This is a genomic window from Streptomyces sp. SCUT-3 (assembly GCF_014083985.1).
Classification (GTDB): domain Bacteria; phylum Actinomycetota; class Actinomycetes; order Streptomycetales; family Streptomycetaceae; genus Streptomyces_H; species Streptomyces_H thermolineatus.
This window is the reverse complement of sequence record NZ_CP046907.1, coordinates 4227911-4243816: the sequence shown is the minus strand read 5'-3', so window position 1 is coordinate 4243816 and position 15906 is coordinate 4227911. Positions and strand designations below refer to the sequence as shown.

Below are 15906 nucleotides of genomic sequence, written 5' to 3'. Positions count from 1 at the left end.
GGAGGCGGCGCGTCAGTGTCTGACTCCCGGCCCCCGCGGGGGCCGGTCACAGTGGCGGGACCGTACCGGAATCGCACCGGTTTCCTGGCCTTCGCCGCCCGGATGATGGCGCTCAGTCTGGCAGACCGCAGGACACCCGCACCAGTGCACCCGGCCCGCAGTTGCGAACAGTTCGCAACAAAACCCCGGGGGAGGGCGGTGCACCGCGGTGCGCCGCCCTCCCCCGGTCCGTGCCTACTTCTTGCCCTTGGCGTCGCCGCCCTCGGAGTCGGTGGACAGGGCTGCGATGAAGGCCTCCTGCGGGACCTCCACCCGGCCGACCACCTTCATCCGCTTCTTGCCCTCCTTCTGCTTCTCCAGCAGCTTGCGCTTGCGGGAGATGTCACCGCCGTAGCACTTGGCGAGCACGTCCTTGCGGATCGCGCGCACCGTCTCGCGGGCGATCACCCGCGAACCGATGGCCGCCTGGATCGGCACCTCGAACTGCTGGCGCGGGATCAGCTCGCGCAGCTTGGAGGCCATCCGCACGCCGTAGGTGTACGCCTTGTCCTTGTGCACGATGGCGGAGAAGGCGTCCACCTTGTCGCCGTGCAGCAGGATGTCGACCTTCACCAGGTCCGAGGTCTGCTCGCCCGTGGGCTCGTAGTCGAGCGAGGCGTAGCCGCGGGTCTTGGACTTCAGCTGGTCGAAGAAGTCGAAGACGATCTCGGCCAGCGGGAGGGTGTAGCGCAGCTCGACCCGGTCCTCGGACAGGTAGTCCATGCCCTGGAGGTTGCCGCGCCGCGACTGGCACAGCTCCATGATCGCGCCGACGAAGTCGTTCGGCGCCAGGATCGTGGCCCGCACCACCGGCTCGTGCACCTCGGCGATCTTGCCGACGGGGAACTCGCTGGGGTTGGTCACCGTGTGCTCGGTGCCGTCCTCCATCACCACGCGGTAGACCACGTTGGGCGCGGTGGCGATCAGGTCCAGGCCGAACTCGCGCTCCAGGCGCTCGCGGATGACCTCCAGGTGCAGCAGGCCCAGGAAGCCGACGCGGAAGCCGAAGCCCAGCGCCGCCGAGGTCTCCGGCTCGTAGACCAGCGCGGCGTCGTTGAGCTGCAGCTTGTCCAGGGCGTCGCGCAGCTCCGGGTAGTCGGAGCCGTCCAGCGGGTACAGGCCGGAGAACACCATCGGCTTGGGGTCCTTGTAGCCCCCCAGCGCCTCGGTGGCCCCCTTGTGCAGCTGGGTGATGGTGTCGCCCACCTTGGACTGGCGCACGTCCTTCACGCCGGTGATCAGGTAGCCCACCTCGCCGACGGCCAGGCCGTCGGAGGCGGTCATCTCCGGCGAGGAGACGCCGATCTCCAGCAGCTCGTGGGCGGCGCCGGTGGACATCATCTGGATGCGCTCGCGCTTGGACAGCTGCCCGTCCACGACCTTCACGTAGGTGACCACGCCGCGGTAGGGGTCGTAGACCGAGTCGAAGATCATCGCGCGGGCGGGGGCGTCCGCCACACCGACCGGCGCCGGGATCTGCTCGACGACCTTGTTCAGCAGCTCGCCGACGCCCTCGCCGGTCTTGGCGCTGACCTTGAGTACGTCGGACGGGTCACAGCCGATGATGTGCGCCAGCTCGGCGGCGTACTTCTCCGGCTGGGCCGCCGGCAGGTCGATCTTGTTCAGGACCGGGATGATCGTGAGGTCGTTCTCCAGGGCCAGGTAGAGGTTGGCCAGGGTCTGCGCCTCGATGCCCTGGGCCGCGTCCACCAGCAGCACCGTGCCCTCGCACGCCGCCAGGGACCGGGAGACCTCGTAGGTGAAGTCGACGTGGCCCGGGGTGTCGATCATGTTGAGGATGTGCGTGGTGCCCTGGCCCGCACCGGCCGTGGGGGCCCAGGGCAGCCGGACCGCCTGCGACTTGATCGTGATGCCGCGCTCACGCTCGATGTCCATGCGGTCGAGGTACTGGGCGCGCATCTGCCGCTGGTCGACGACACCGGTGAGCTGGAGCATCCGGTCGGCGAGCGTCGACTTGCCGTGGTCGATGTGCGCGATGATGCAGAAGTTGCGGATCAGCGCCGGGTCGGTACGGCTCGGCTCCGGCACATTGAGAGGGGTCGCGGGCACGCAGGGTCCAGTTTCCGTAGGGCCAGGATCGGCGACGTTCCTAGAGACGTCGCACCCATCGTCCCACGAACCCGTCCCGACCGGGCCCGCCCTTCCCCCGCACCCCTCCCCCGCAGGCCCGCGGCCCGTCACGCGGCCAGTCACGCGATCCGTCATGCGATCCGGCCCCCACGGCCCGGGCTGCGGCCGGCGCGCGCACCGCGCCCGGGCCCGCGCACGTCCGGTTTGGGAGCGCATCGCGGCTGCTGGTAGCGTGGACCACTGTGTCTCGTGCCCTCTGACCCGGGACACGTCCAGCAATCCGACGAATTCCATCGAGGCTCTTTCGTGGCGAACATCAAGTCCCAGATCAAGCGGAACAAGACCAACGAGAAGGCGCGCCTGCGCAACAAGGCCGTCAAGTCGTCGCTCAAGACCGCCATCCGCAAGACCCGCGAGGCCGTCGCCGCCGGCGACGTGGAGAAGGCCAACGTCGCCGCCCGCGAGGCTTCCCAGAAGCTCGACAAGGCCGTGAGCAAGGGCGTCATCCACAAGAACGCCGCCGCCAACAAGAAGTCGGCGCTGGCCAAGAAGGTCGCCTCCCTCCAGGCCTGACCTCCGCCGGGCCCTGCGGGCCCACCCGCCGGCACCGGAGAACGGTCCCTCTCAACCGCCCGGTCCGGCCGCACGAACCTCCGCGCCGCACGCGGCCTGCGTTCGCCACGCGGGTGCGGCGCACAGCTCGAACCGAAGGCCCCTGCCGCCGTCGTCCCCGGACGGCCGCCGGGGCCTTCGGCGTTCCCGGACGCCCGGGCCGAAAGCCCGGGCCGGACGTCGGCTCCCGGAACGGGCGTCGGCGTCGGACCCTGGGCCGGAACAGCCCCCAGACCGGACCGGACCGGATCGGCTCGGCCGTGCTCGGCCCGGGGCGTCCGCCCGGTTACGGGCGGCGCCCGCCGCGCGCGGCCTGCGCGATCGTCACCACGGCCTTCTCCAGCGCGTACGCCGGGTCCCCCACCGCGCCCTTGACCGCCGCGTCCGCCTCGGCGACCGCCCTCAGTGCCACCGACACCCCGTCCCCGGTCCAGTTGCGCGCCTGCTGCCGCACCCGGTCGACCTTCCACGGCGGCATGCCCAGCTCGCGGGCCAGGTCGGCGGGCCGCGCCCCGCGGGGCGCGCTCGCCACCCTGCCGATGGAGCGCACCCCGGAGGCGAGGGCGAAGGTGATCCCGGGCAGCGGCTGCCCCACCGACAGTGCCCAGCGCAGCCGCTCCAGCGCCTCCGCCGCGCGTCCGGTGACCGCGAGGTCGGCCACCTCGAAACCGGTCGCCTCCGCCCGGCCGGTGTAGTAGCGGGCGACGACCTGCTCGTCGATGGTGCCCTCGACGTCGGCGGCGAGCTGGCTGCACGCGCTCGCCAGCTCCCGCAGGTCGCTGCCGATCGCCTCGACCAGCGCCTCGCACGCCTCCTGCGTCGCCGAACGCCCCGCGGCACGGAACTCGCCGCGGGCGAAGGCCAGCCGGTCGGCGGGCTTGGTCATCTTCGCGCAGGCCACCTCGCGCGCACCGGCCTTGCGGGCCGCGTCCAGCAGCCCCTTGCCCTTGGCCCCGCCCGCGTGCAGGAGGACCAGGGTGATCTCCTCCGCCGGGGAGCCCAGGTACGCCTTGACGTCCTTGACGGTGTCCGCCGACAGGTTGTGCGAGTCGCGGACGACCACGACCTTGCGCTCGGCGAACAGCGACGGGCTCGTCAGCTCCGCGAGCGTGCCCGGCTGCAGCACGTCGGGGGTCAGGTCGCGCACGTCGGTGTCCGGGTCGGACGCCCTGGCGGCTGCCACGACCTCGGCCACCACCCGGTCGAGCAGCAGCTCCTCCTGGCCGACGGCGACCGTCAGCGGGGCGAGCGGATTGTCTGTGGAACTCTTCCTGGCCATCGCCGACCAGCATCCCACGCCCCGCGGACACCTCCCCGCGGTCACCTCCGGCGGGCGTCTCCGGCGGGCGTCTCCGGGGAACCTCCCGGAGGCCCCTCCACGGTCGCCGGTCCCCGTTGCCGCCCGGCGCGCGCCGTCCTCCACAATGTCCGGATGAACAGCACGACCCGGGCCGTCCGGCACCTCCTCGTACTCCCCGACCGCGACGCCGCCGAGGAGGCGGCCGAAGAGGCCGCCGAACGCTTCCCGCTGCCGGAGGAGCCGCAGCTGGTGCGCGACGCCCTCGCCGGGGAGGACGACGCCGAGGACGCCCAGTGGCTGGTCGTCCTGGAGGACCCGGACTCCGCCCTGGACCCCGGGGCCCTCGACGCCCTCGCCGAGGAGTACGGCGGCTGGCGCGAGGACGCCTGAACGCCTGCGCACCTGAACGTCCGGACCCCGCCCCGCCGGTCCCCGGGGCCCGTTCCCGGTCACCGAGGACCGGCCCGGGCCGCGCGCAGGTCGGACGGGGTTCCGGTGACGGCCACGGAGCCGTGCAGGTCGGTGCGCAGGACGGTGGTACCGACGGCCCGCAGGGCGGCGAGGGTGCGCGGGGACGGGTGCCCGTAGTCGTTGTCCCGGCCGCAGGACACCAGGGCCAGCCGGGGGGCGACGCGGCGCAGCAGTTCTCCGTCCTGGTGGGCGGAGCCGTGGTGGGCGACCTTGAGGACGTCCACACGGGGCAGGTCCGGAACCGCTTCCAGCAGACTGCGCTGGGCGGGCGGTTCGACGTCACCGAGCAGCAGCACGGTCAGGCCGGCGGTGCGCACCAGCATCACCACGCTGGAGTCGTTGGGGTTGCCGTACGGGGCCTCGGCCGCGGCCGAGGGGCCGGGCGCGAGGACCTCCCAGGACAGGTCCCCCACCCGCCGTCGCTCCCCCGCGGCCGCGCGCAGCAGCGGCACGCCTGCCGAGGCGGCCAGGCGGCGCACCGCGCGGCGCTGCCCGGGCGGGCCGGCCGGGACCGTCGTCTCGACGGCCCCCACCTCGCGGCCCCGCAGCACGCCCGCGAGTCCCGCGACGTGGTCCGCGTGGAAGTGCGTGACGACGACCAGCGGCACCGCGGTCACCTCCAGGGAGCGCAGGCAGCGGTCGACCGGGGCGGGGTCGGGGCCGGCGTCCACCACGACGGCCCGGCCGGGACCGGCCGCCAGGACGATGGCGTCGCCCTGGCCCACGTCGCAGGCGACCACCCGCCAGTCCGGCGGCGGCCAGCCGGTGACGATGCGGGGCAGCGGAGACGGCCGCACCACGACCAGCAGCAGCGCGACGGCCAGGGCCGCGCACAGCCACGGCCTCAGGACGACGCGGCGCGCCACCAGGCAGACCGCCGCGGCGGCCGCTGCCAGCAGCGCGCCGCCCGCCCACCCGCCGGGCCAGTCGACCGTGGCGCCCGGCAGCCCCGCCCCCGCGCGGGCGACCGCCGCGATCCACTCGACGGGCTCGGCCGCGACCCGGGCCAGGAACCTCGCCGGCGGCTCGGCGAAGGGAGCTGTGGCGAGCGCGGCGAACCCGAGGACGGTGGCCGGGGCGACGGCGAGTTCGGCGAACAGGTTGCACGGGACGGCGACCAGGCTGACCTGCGCCGCGATCACCGCCACCACCGGGGCACAGGCCGCCTGCGCCGCCCCCGCCGCGGCCAGCACCTCGGCGAGGCGCGCGGGCACCCCGCGACCACGCAGCGCCTCGGCCCAGCGGGGCGCGACGAGCAGGAGCGAGGCGGTGGCCAGGACGGAGAGGAGGAAACCGTAGGAGCGGGCCAGCCACGGGTCGTACAGGACGAGGAGCAGGACGGCCCCGGCGAGGGCCGGCAGCAGGGCGCGGCGGCGGCCGGTGCCGATCGCGAGCAGGGTGATCAGCCCGCAGGCGGCGGCGCGCAGCACGCTGGGATCCGGGCGGCACAGGACGACGAAGCCGACGGTGAGCAGGCCGCCCAGGACCGCGGTCGCCCTCAGGGACAGGCCCAGGAGTGGTGCCAGCCCGCCGCGCTCGGCGCGGACGGCCCTGCCCGGAGGACCGATGAGCAGTATCAGGACGATGGTCAGGTTGGCGCCGCTCACGGCGAGCAGATGGGACAGGTCGGTGGCGCGGAAGGCGTCGGCCAGGTCGGCGGGGACGCGGGAGGTGTCCCCGACCACGAGCCCGGGGAGCAGGGCGCGGGCGTCGGGCGACAGGCCGTCGGTGACGTCGCGCAGTCCGGCGCGCAGTGTCCCCGCGGTGCGCTGCGCGGCGTTCGGGCCGTCGGTGACGTGCGGCGGCCCGTCACCGACGCGCAGGACCGCCGCGGCGCGGTCGCCCGGGCCGAGCGGCGGCACGGCGGTGGCCGTGACTGTCAGACGGGTGGAGGGCAGCAGTGACAGCCACGGGGCGGACCGGGCCTCCCGGGTGCGGACCAGGACCAGGACGGGGGTGCGGACCCGCGTCGCCGGACCGCCGGAGACGGCGACCCGTTCGGCCCGTGCCTCGAAGACCACCGAGGGCGGGAACTGCTGAGGGCCGCTCACCCGCGGCCGTGTGGTCCGGGGGTCGGACGTCACCGTCAACCCGACGGTGACTGTGCGGTGTTCCGCCGCCGCCGCGGGCAGAGGGCCGCGGCGCAGGTCGGCGGCGTGCGCAGTGGCCACCGCCGCGGCGCACGCCGCGCACAGCAGGACCGCGGCCGCGGCGCGGGCGGCCTCCGTCCGCCGCACGGCGAGCAGTGCCGCCGCGAGGACGGCCGCGAGCGCGGCGCATCCGGCCGGGAGGAGGAGCGCGGTGGTCCGGGGCAGGGAGAGGGTCAGCGCGGCCGCGCCCCACGCGGCCGACGCGAGCGGCACCAGCCGCAGGTCGGCCGGGCCGACGGCCCGCGGGTTCGGATCCCCCAGGCGCGAGGGCGCCCGGAGGGAGGCCTGCCGCCGGGGAGGAGAACGCCTGCGCGAGGGTGCAGGTGTGACGGAAGCCGGGTCAGCTCTCCGTGTCATCTCCGTTCTCACCCGCCCCGGCCCCGCACCGACCGGCCCCGCACCGACCGGCCCCGCACCGACCGGCCCCGCACCGACCGGCCCCGCACCGACCGGTCCCGCACCGACCGGTCCCGCCGGGTACCGGCGTCCCGCCCGGTGACGGGTTCTCACCCGGTGACCGGGCTCCGGGGGGCGGCAGGCCCCGGCCGAGTTCCGGGGACTCTTCGAGCACGGCCTCGTGGAGCACCGCCGTGGGTTGCGGTGCGGGACCGGCCGCCGCCCGGTCGGAGCCGGTGACGAGCGGCCCGGGGCCGACCGTCGGCAGGGCGGGGTCGGCGGGTTGCCGTTCCGGGGCGGGCGGAAGGCGCCGGAGGCGATATGGCCCGTACAGCCCGTACGGCCCGTGCGGTGCGGTACCGGGGCCGCCCGCGGGGGACCGGCCCGCGCGTCCGGCGGGGGGACGGCCCGGTCGGCGTGCTGCCCGGAGGCTCCTCACGGCGTCACCAGGTCCTTCAGGTCGGAGAACCGGCGGTCGCCGATCCCGTTGACCTCCCGCAGTTGGGCGACGGAGCGGAAACCGCCGGTGCGCGTGCGGAAGTCGATGATGTGCCGGGCGAGGACCGGGCCCACACCGGGGAGCGCGTCCAACTGCTCGGCGGTCGCCGTGTTCAGGCTGACCGGTCCCGCCGGTGCCGTACCGCCGGCGGCGTACCCGCCGGGAACGGCACCGGGGAGGGCGGCACCGCCGGCCCCTGTGGCAGGTGCCCCCACGAGGATCTGCTCGCCGTCGTTCAGGACACGGGCGAGGTTGAGCGGACGGGTGTCCGCTCCGCGCAGCGCTCCCCCGGCGGCCTCCAGCGCGTCGGTCACCCGGGAGCCCTGGGGCAACCGGTGCACCCCCGGGTCGCGGACCTTCCCCGCCACGTCGACGACGACCGTCCTTCGGGCGGTCGCCGGGGCCGGTGCGGGGCCGTGCTCCGGGGAGGGCGCGGTCCCTGCCGGTCCCGACGTGAGCGCCGGTACGCGCACGGGCTGGGGGCGGCCGGTCCAGAAGTGGTGGAGCGCGAGGCCGCCCGCGACGGCCAGGACCACTGCGAGGGCGGCGACCGACCGGGGCTCCATCCCGCAGCGCGGCACCAGCCACAGCCGCAGGCTCCTGAGTACGGCCCCGCCCCGGTCAGCCACCCGCGCTCTGCCGGGAAGGGCTTTCGGAGCAGCGGCGCCCTCGGCCGGCACTACCCCGGAGCAAGCCGGACCGGAGGGCGCAGGACCGGAGGACGTCTCCGCGGAGGCCCCCGGCCCGAAGAGCTCCGCGCCCAAGGGCATCGGGACGGACGGCTCCGGTCCGGAAGGGGGCGCCGTGCGGACCGGCGGGGCCGGTGACGGGCGGCCGGACCCGCCGGGGCGTCGGGGCGGCGGCTCGAAGAGCCGTGCGGCCCGACGCCTGGTCAGCTCGGTGGCATCCTCCTCCGCACGGAGGCGGGCGCGGGAACGGGGCGGCTGTGGGGTGCGCATGGGGGGACGGTACGGGCGGGGGTGCGGGCGCCGGTGATCACAGGTTTTCCCTGGGGACGACACGCAGCCTGTGGACGAAGGCGCACTTCTTCCGGGTGAATCCGGATCAGGGACGGCCTCGGTCCACAGGGGCACTCGGCACGCCCGGGACACGTCGGGAGAGCGCGGGGCACGCACCGCCCACGCCACCCGCACCGCCCGCGCCGCACAACACGGACCGGGTACGGCCCAGCGGGCGAAGGCTCAGGACCGGGCGAAGGCTCAGGACCGAACGGAGGCTCAGGACCGGGCGGAGACGACGACGCCGAGCAGTCCCGGCCCGACGTGCGCGCCGATGACCGCGCCCACCTCGTCGACGTACAGGTCCTTCAGCCCCGGCAGCCGTCCGCGCAGGCGTTCGGCCAGCAGTCCGGCCCGTTCGGGTGCCGCCAGGTGGTAGACGACGACGTCCACCGCCGCGTCGGCCGCCCGCTCCACGACGATCTCCTCCAGCCTGGCGATCGCCCGCGAGGCCGTGCGTACCTTCTCCAGCGGCTGGATGCGGCCGTCCTCGAGGTGGAGGAGCGGTTTGACCGCGAGCGCGGAGCCCAGCAGTGCCTGCGCCGCTCCGATCCGGCCGCCCCGGCGCAGGTGGTCCAGGGTGTCGACGTAGAAGAAGGCCGAGGTTCCGGCCGCGCGCCGCTCCGCCGCGGCCACAGCCTCGTCGGCCGAGCCGCCCGCCTCGGCGGTCTCCGCGGCGGCGAGGACGGTGAAGCCGAGGGCCATCGCGACCATGCCGGTGTCGACCACGCGGACCGGCACCGGCGCGTTCGCGGCGGCGACCACGGCCGCCTCGTGGGTTCCGGAGAGCCGGGAGGACAGGTGCAGGGAGACGATCCCGCGGGCGCCGGCCTCCGCCGCCTCCCGGTAGGCGGCGGCGAACTCCTCCGGGCCGGGCCGGGAAGTGGTGACCCGCTGCCTGTCCTTCAGTGCCCGGGAGACCGCGGCGGTGACGCCGTCCGCCCCCTCGGTCATCACCCCGTCCCCGACGGCCACCGTCAGCGGGACCACCGTGATGCGGTGGCGCTCCAGGGCCTCCTGCGGGAGGTACGCCGTTGAATCGGTGACGATGGCGACATGGCGGGACATGAGCGGGAGATTACCCGGCGTCTCCCGCGACACACAGCGCGGGCCGCGGCGAGGACGCCGGAAAGTGTTCAGGAACCGTTCCGCGGGCGGTGGTCGCGCTGTTCACCGCGTTCGCGGGCGGGCTCCTCCCAGGGGAGCCGGGTGCTCTTGCGCAGCGGGTCTCCGCCGGTGATCGCCGGACGGGACGCGCCCTCGCCGGCTGCTCCGGGGGCGTCCGCCGTTCCGGGGGCGCCGGACGCCCCTGCCGGACCGGCGGTCCGCCCGCCGGCGGGTTCCCGCCCCTCCGTGGGCTCCCAGTGGCGCAGCGCCCCCGCCTCGGTCTCGATCTGCGCGCTCAGCGAGGCCAGGTCGTCGGCGGCGAAGCGGCGGCTGCGGTCGCGCACCGCCCAGCGCAGGGATTCGGCGGCGTGGGTGATGCGGCCGGCCCGCTCGCGCAGTTCGGGCAGGCGCTGGGCGGCCCGGGCCCGGTCGGGCTCGCGCTCCAGGCCCTTCAGTTCGGCGTCGAGCGCCCCGGCGTGCTCCTCCAGGCGGGCCAGGAGGGCGAGCGACTCGTGCAGCGCCGGGTCCTCGGGCAGGGCGGCGCGGAGCACCTGGCGGGTGGAGTCGACCGAGGTGCGCACCGACAGCCGCAGCTGGGCGATCTCCCCGGCCGCGCCGGGCCGGGTGTAGCTGCGGGCCTTGAGCGTGGTGTCCTCGACCATGCGGCGGGCCTGGGGGACGGTCTGCTCCACCTTCCGCCTGACCGCCCTGGTGGTCTTGACCGCCGCCACCGTGGCCGCCGCGGCGACGAGCACGAGGATCAGCAGGATCACGGCGAGGATGTACTCCATGTGCTCCGTCTCCAGGGTCCGCGGTGCCGGTGGGCCGGCGGGTCCGGTGGGCGGGCGTGCCCGTCACCGCGCCGCGCGCCCGTAGACGACAACGCGCTCGGAGGGGCGGGGGTTCCCGCCCCTCCGGGCGCGCAGCGGTCGCGGCCGGCGTGCCGGGTGCGCACGCGGGCCCGGGGCTCCGGGCCCGGCGCCCCGGGCGGGGCACCGGGCCGGGGCGCCGTCAGGCGGGGACGATGTTGACCAGCTTGGGCGCCCGCACGATCACCTTGCGGATGCCGGCGCCGCCCAGCGCGGTCTGCACGACCGGCTCGGCCAGGGCGGCCTTCTCCAGCTCGTCGTCGGCGATGTCCGGGGCGACCTCCAGCCGCGCCTTGACCTTGCCCTTGATCTGGACCACGCAGGTGACGGTCTCGTCCCTCACCAGCGCCGGGTCGGCGACGGGGAAGTCCGCGTGGGCCAGGGAGCCGGTGTGGCCCAGCCGGTTCCACAGCTCGTCGGCGATGTGCGGGGCCAGCGGGGCCACCAGCTTGACCAGTTGCTCGGCCACCGGGCGGGGCACGGCCGGCAGCTTGGTGAGGTGGTTGTTCAGCTCGGTGGCCTTGGCGATGGCGGTGTTGAAGCGCAGGTTCTCCATGTCCGTGCGCATGCCGTCGATCGTCTTGTGCAGGGCCCGCAGGGTCTCCTCGTCGGGCGCGTCGTCGGTGACGGTGACCTCGCCGGTGGCCTCGTCGACGACGTTGCGCCACAGCCGCTGCAGGAAGCGGTAGGAGCCGACGACGGCCCGGGTGTCCCAGGGGCGGGAGACGTCCAGGGGGCCCATGGCCATCTCGTACAGGCGCAGGGTGTCGGCACCGTACTCGGCGCAGATCTCGTCGGGGGTGACGGAGTTCTTCAGGGACTTGCCCATCTTGCCGAGTTCGCGCTTGACCTGCTCGCCCTCGTACCAGTACGTGCCGTCCCGCTCCTCGACCTCGGCGGCCGGCACGGGGAAGCCGCGGGCGTCGCGGTAGACGAACGCCTGGATCATGCCCTGGTTGTACAGCTTGTGGAAGGGCTCGGAGGAGGACACGTGGCCCAGGTCGTGCAGGACCTTGTGCCAGAAGCGGGCGTACAGCAGGTGCAGCACGGCGTGCTCGGCGCCGCCGACGTACAGGTCGACGCCGCCGGCGGGCATGCCCTCGCGCGGGCCCATCCAGTAGGCCTCGTTCTCGGGGTCGACGACCGCGGAGGCGTTGGACGGGTCGGCGTAGCGCAGGTAGTACCAGCAGGAACCGGCCCAGTTGGGCATGGTGTTGGTCTCGCGGCGGTACTTCTTCGGGCCGTCGCCCAGGTCCAGCTCGACGGTGACCCACTCCTCGTTCCGGGACAGCGGGGTCTCCGGGGAGGTGTCGGCGTCGTCGGGGTCGAAGGTGCGCGGCGAGTAGTCCTCGATCTCGGGCAGTTCGACCGGCAGCATCGAGTCGGGCAGCGGGTGGGCGACGCCGTCCTCGTCGTAGACGATCGGGAACGGCTCGCCCCAGTACCGCTGGCGGCTGAACAGCCAGTCGCGCAGCTTGTAGTTGATCGTGCCCTCGCCGATGCCCCGGCGCTCCAGGTACTCGATGACGGTGCGCTTGGCCTCGGCGACGCCCATGCCGTTGATGTCGATCTCGTCGTTGGCGGAGTTGATCGCCGGCCCGTCGCCGGTGTACGCCTCGCCGTCGAAGCCCTCCGAGGGCTGCACGGTGCGCACGATCGGCAGGTCGAAGACGGTGGCGAACTCCCAGTCGCGCTGGTCCTGGGCGGGCACGGCCATGATGGCGCCGGTGCCGTAGCCCATCAGCACGTAGTCGGCGACGAAGACGGGGACGCGCTCGCCGTTGACCGGGTTGACCGCCCAGGAGCCGGTGAAGACGCCGGTCTTCTGCCGTCCCTCGCTCTGGCGCTCCACGTCGGACTTGGCCGCGGCCTCGCGGCGGTAGGCGGCGACCGCCGCGGCCGGGTCGGCGTGCCCGCCGGTCCAGGCGTCCTTGGTGCCCTCGGGCCAGGCGGCCGGGACGATCCGGTCGACCAGCTCGTGCTCGGGCGCCAGGACCATGTAGGTGGCGCCGAACAGGGTGTCGGGGCGGGTGGTGAAGACGGTGATCTTCTCGTCGCGGCCGTCGACGGCGAAGTCGACGCGGGCGCCCTCGCTGCGGCCGATCCAGTTGCGCTGCTGCAGCTTGATGGCCTCGGGCCAGTCCAGCAGCTCCAGGTCGTCGATCAGCCGGTCGGAGTAGGCGGTGATGCGCATCATCCACTGGCGCAGCTTGGCCTTGAAGACGGGGAAGTTGCCGCGCTCGGAGCGGCCGTCGGCGGTGACCTCCTCGTTGGCCAGCACGGTGCCCAGGCCGGGGCACCAGTTGACGGGGGCCTCGGAGGCGTAGGCCAGGCGGTACTCGCCCAGCAGGTCGGCCTTCTCCGCGGCGCTCAGCGCGGACCAGTCGCGGCCGCCGGGGACGGGGCGGGCGCCGGTGGCGAACTGCTCGACCAGGGTGTCGATCGGGCGGGCCTTCCCGGCCTGGGGGTCGTACCAGGAGTTGAAGATCTGCAGGAAGATCCACTGGGTCCAGCGGTAGTAGTCCGGGTCGATCGTGGAGATCGAGCGGCGCTTGTCGTGGCCCAGGCCCAGGCGCCGCAGCTGGCGGCGCATGTTGCCGATGTTCTCCAGCGTGGTGGTGCGCGGGTGGGTGCCGGTCTGGACGGCGTACTGCTCGGCGGGCAGGCCGAAGGCGTCGAAGCCCAGGGTGTGCAGGACGTTGTGCCCGGTCATCCGCTGGTAGCGGGCGTAGACGTCGGTGGCGATGAACCCCAGGGGGTGGCCGACGTGCAGCCCCGCGCCCGAGGGGTACGGGAACATGTCCATCACGAACTTCTTGGGCCGCTCGACGAGACCGGCCTCACCGGCCAGCGGGCCGACCGGGTTCGGGGCCTCGAAGGTCCCGTGGTCCTCCCAGAAGTCCTGCCAGCGGGCCTCGATCTCGGCGGCCAGGGCGGCGTCGTACTTGGCGGCTGGGGTGGTCTCGCTCATCGTCCTCGAAGCTCCATGGGTGTCATCGCGATCGTGCGCGCCCTGCGGATACCGACAGTAGCCCTGCGTGCACCGAAGGGGGCCGACGCGCCGGGAAACAGAAAAACCCCTCGCACAGGAGGGGACGCCGCGCCGACTCCGGCCGGGGATCGGTCACCGGCCGGGACTGGTCAGCGCGGCCCGGTAAGGACAAGGCGCACGGCTCGCATGGCGCCAGGGTACCGCAATGCCGGAAAGCGGCCGCATCACGTCCGGCAGCCGGCACGGGCCTGACACGGGCCGGAACACGGCCCGAGAACGGGCCGGCCGGGTGAACGGCCGGCCGGACGTGCCGGGCCGGCGAACGGACGGAGGGGTAACGACTACGGGCCGCCCGACGAATCGGACGGCCCGTACTGCTGTGGAGCTACGGGGATTCGAACCCCGGACCTCTTGCATGCCATGCAAGCGCTCTACCAACTGAGCTATAGCCCCGTGTTGTTTGTCCTCCGGGTTCCCCCGGCGACTCCGCATACATTACACGGCTCAGGGGGTCGTTTGCCAAACGCGTTCCTGGTCAGGCCCTCAGCGCCCCGGTACTGTCGCCCCGTGACCGCGACACCGTCCCGCACCTTCCCGGCGCGCGCCCGCGGTCTCACCGCCGGCCGCGTCCGCGCCGCCCTCCGCCGCAGGCCCGTGCCGGCCGCCGCGGCGCTGTGCCTGCTGTCCTTCGCCGGGCTCTGGGCGGCGCAGCGGGCCGCGGAGGTCTCGATGATCGACCTGATGGTCTACCGGGCCGAGGGGTGGACGGTTCGCACCGGCGGCGACCTGTACGCGATGCGTGCCACCCACGCGGAGCTACCCGCCACCTACCCGCCCTTCGCGGCACTGCTCTTCGTGCCCCTGACCTGGGTCGGGACGGGGACGATGCGCACCGTCGCGACAGCCGGGAACCTCGCCCTGCTGGTCGCCCTGGTGCACCTGTCGCTGCGGCTCCTCGACCGCGCCGGCCCGTCCGGGGAACTCCGCGGACCGGCGCGGCCCGCCGCCGTGCTGCTCGTCTCCGCCCTCGCGGTGTGGTGCGAGCCGGTGTGGACGACCCTGCGCTACGGGCAGGTCAACCTGCTGCTGGCGGTGCTGGTGCTGTGGGACCTCACCCGCCGCCCCGGCCACCGGTGGGCGGGCGCGGGGATCGGGCTCGCGGCAGGCATCAAGCTGACGCCGGGTCTGTTCGCCCTGTTCCTGGCCCTGGTGGGGATCGTGCACGCCGTGCGCGCGGCACGCGGGCCGGGCGGGGCCGCCGGGCCGGACGGGACCACCGCGAGGGGCGGGCCGTCCGGCCGGGGGCCGCGCCTGTGGAACCCGTGGCTGCGGGCCGCGGCGACGGCGGCGGCCTGCTTCACCGCGACGGTCCTGGTGGCCGTCCTGGCCCTCCCCGCCGACTCGAGGCGGTTCTGGACCGAGGCGGTGTTCGCCGCCGGCCGGGTGGGGTTCGCCGAGGACACCGCCAACCAGTCGCTGCGCGGGGTCCTGGCGCGGGCCCTGCACACCGGTGACCCCGGCGCGTGGTGGGCCGTCACCGCCGCGGTGGTCGCGGCCTGCGGGCTGGCCGTCGCGGTCGGCGCCGCCGCCGCGGGCCCGGCGCTGCCGCACGGGCACGCCTGGGCGGTGGTGACGGCGGCGGTGACGGCGCTGCTGGTCAGCCCCGTCTCCTGGTCGCACCACTGGGTCTGGGGCGTGCCGCTGGTGCTGCTGCTCGGCCGCGAGGCGGCGCGGCGACGCAGCCGGGCGTGGTGGGCGGGCGCGGGGGCCGCGGGGCTGGTGTTCTGCTCGTTCGGCATCTGGCTGGTGCCGCACGGCGAGGGCCGCCTCGAACTGCACCAGGGCGCGGGCGAAGCGGCCCTGTCCGCCCTCTACCCGGCCGTCGGCGCGGCGTTCCTGCTCCTGGCCACGGCGGTGCTGCGGCGGGCGGTGGCGCGGACGGGGACAGCGGGGCGGGACGGGGTCCCGGCCCCGGATGCCCGCCCGTCGCCCCTGGGCCGGACGCCGAGCGCCGCGTCGGCCCCGGACGACGGCTCCGCGGGGTAGTCAGCCGGCCGGATGCGCCGGCCGGACGGACGGATCGGTCCCCGCGGGGCGAATGGCGGCACAAAAGCAGAACGCCCCCGGGAGATCCCGGAGGCGTTCTTTCTGTGGAGCTAAGGGGATTTGAACCCCTGACCCCTTGCATGCCATGCAAGTGCTCTACCAGCTGAGCTATAGCCCCGCCGTTCTTCGGCGGTGACCGCCTCGAACGAGAAGAAGCTTAACCGGTGATCCCCCGAATCCTGAAATCCGGTCCCGGTCCCGCCTGCGGGCCCTGCCACGGAGCCCCGTGGGCGGGTCCGTCCGGGGCCGGTACCC

At 74.6% G+C, this 15906-nt stretch carries 10 protein-coding genes, 2 tRNA genes and 1 riboswitch; of the genes, 3 read left to right on the top strand and 9 right to left on the bottom strand.

What is annotated here, in order from left to right; genetic code table 11:
- Positions 1-13: 13 nt before the first annotated feature.
- Positions 14-87, bottom strand: a riboswitch (cobalamin riboswitch).
- Positions 88-234: 147 nt separating this feature from the next.
- On the bottom strand, positions 235-2109 hold the full coding sequence (gene lepA, locus GQS52_RS18750) for a translation elongation factor 4 (protein ID WP_182314524.1): 1875 nt from the start codon (positions 2107-2109) through the stop codon (positions 235-237).
- Between the two features lie 327 nt (positions 2110-2436).
- On the opposite strand from lepA, the gene rpsT reads away from it, so the two are divergent.
- Positions 2437-2703 (top strand): 30S ribosomal protein S20, encoded by a 267-nt coding sequence (rpsT, locus tag GQS52_RS18745; protein ID WP_182314523.1) that lies wholly within the window; start codon positions 2437-2439, stop codon positions 2701-2703.
- A gap of 325 nt (positions 2704-3028) precedes the next feature.
- On the opposite strand, the gene holA is transcribed toward rpsT, so the two are convergent.
- Complete coding sequence (gene holA / locus GQS52_RS18740; protein ID WP_182314522.1) at positions 3029-4021, bottom strand: DNA polymerase III subunit delta; 993 nt, start codon at positions 4019-4021, stop codon at positions 3029-3031.
- Positions 4022-4174: 153 nt separating this feature from the next.
- Between holA and GQS52_RS18735 the strand changes: the two genes are divergently transcribed.
- The gene (locus GQS52_RS18735; protein ID WP_182314521.1) at positions 4175-4432 is read left to right on the top strand and encodes a hypothetical protein; all 258 of its coding nucleotides are present in this window, start codon (positions 4175-4177) and stop codon (positions 4430-4432) included.
- A gap of 59 nt (positions 4433-4491) precedes the next feature.
- On the opposite strand, the gene GQS52_RS18730 is transcribed toward GQS52_RS18735, so the two are convergent.
- The 6 genes from GQS52_RS18730 to GQS52_RS18705 form a co-directional block, all read right to left on the bottom strand.
- The gene (locus GQS52_RS18730) at positions 4492-7020 is read right to left on the bottom strand and encodes a ComEC/Rec2 family competence protein (protein WP_182314520.1); all 2529 of its coding nucleotides are present in this window, start codon (positions 7018-7020) and stop codon (positions 4492-4494) included.
- Positions 7021-7494: 474 nt separating this feature from the next.
- Positions 7495-8328 carry a ComEA family DNA-binding protein gene (locus tag GQS52_RS18725; protein WP_259370849.1) on the bottom strand — a complete coding sequence of 278 codons (834 nt, stop codon included), beginning with the start codon at positions 8326-8328 and terminating at the stop codon, positions 7495-7497.
- A gap of 468 nt (positions 8329-8796) precedes the next feature.
- Positions 8797-9645, bottom strand: a complete 849-nt coding sequence (locus GQS52_RS18720; RefSeq protein ID WP_182314518.1) for a DegV family protein — start codon at positions 9643-9645, stop codon at positions 8797-8799.
- Positions 9646-9713: 68 nt separating this feature from the next.
- Positions 9714-10475 carry a hypothetical protein gene (locus GQS52_RS18715; RefSeq protein WP_182314517.1) on the bottom strand — a complete coding sequence of 254 codons (762 nt, stop codon included), beginning with the start codon at positions 10473-10475 and terminating at the stop codon, positions 9714-9716.
- A gap of 220 nt (positions 10476-10695) precedes the next feature.
- Positions 10696-13524 carry a leucine--tRNA ligase gene (leuS, locus tag GQS52_RS18710; protein ID WP_182314516.1) on the bottom strand — a complete coding sequence of 943 codons (2829 nt, stop codon included), beginning with the start codon at positions 13522-13524 and terminating at the stop codon, positions 10696-10698.
- Between the two features lie 401 nt (positions 13525-13925).
- Positions 13926-13998, bottom strand: a tRNA-Ala gene (locus GQS52_RS18705).
- A gap of 114 nt (positions 13999-14112) precedes the next feature.
- Here GQS52_RS18705 and GQS52_RS18700 point away from each other — a divergent pair.
- Complete coding sequence (locus GQS52_RS18700) at positions 14113-15591, top strand: glycosyltransferase 87 family protein (RefSeq protein ID WP_182314515.1); 1479 nt, start codon at positions 14113-14115, stop codon at positions 15589-15591.
- Between the two features lie 105 nt (positions 15592-15696).
- On the opposite strand, the gene GQS52_RS18695 is transcribed toward GQS52_RS18700, so the two are convergent.
- Positions 15697-15769: transfer RNA gene (locus tag GQS52_RS18695), tRNA-Ala, on the bottom strand.
- Between the last annotated feature and the right edge of the window lie 137 nt (positions 15770-15906).

Bases quoted from the DNA above. Each gene is read 5' to 3' on its own strand.
- holA (WP_182314522.1), bottom strand. From the start codon at position 4,021: ATGGCCAGGAAGAGTTCCACAGACAATCCGCTCGCCCCGCTGACGGTC.
- GQS52_RS18735 (WP_182314521.1), top strand. From the start codon at position 4,175: ATGAACAGCACGACCCGGGCCGTCCGGCACCTCCTCGTACTCCCCGAC.
- GQS52_RS18730 (WP_182314520.1), bottom strand. From the start codon at position 7,020: ATGACACGGAGAGCTGACCCGGCTTCCGTCACACCTGCACCCTCGCGC.
- GQS52_RS18725 (WP_259370849.1), bottom strand. From the start codon at position 8,328: ATGCCCTTGGGCGCGGAGCTCTTCGGGCCGGGGGCCTCCGCGGAGACG.
- GQS52_RS18720 (WP_182314518.1), bottom strand. From the start codon at position 9,645: ATGTCCCGCCATGTCGCCATCGTCACCGATTCAACGGCGTACCTCCCG.
- GQS52_RS18715 (WP_182314517.1), bottom strand. From the start codon at position 10,475: ATGGAGTACATCCTCGCCGTGATCCTGCTGATCCTCGTGCTCGTCGCC.
- leuS (WP_182314516.1), bottom strand. From the start codon at position 13,524: ATGAGCGAGACCACCCCAGCCGCCAAGTACGACGCCGCCCTGGCCGCC.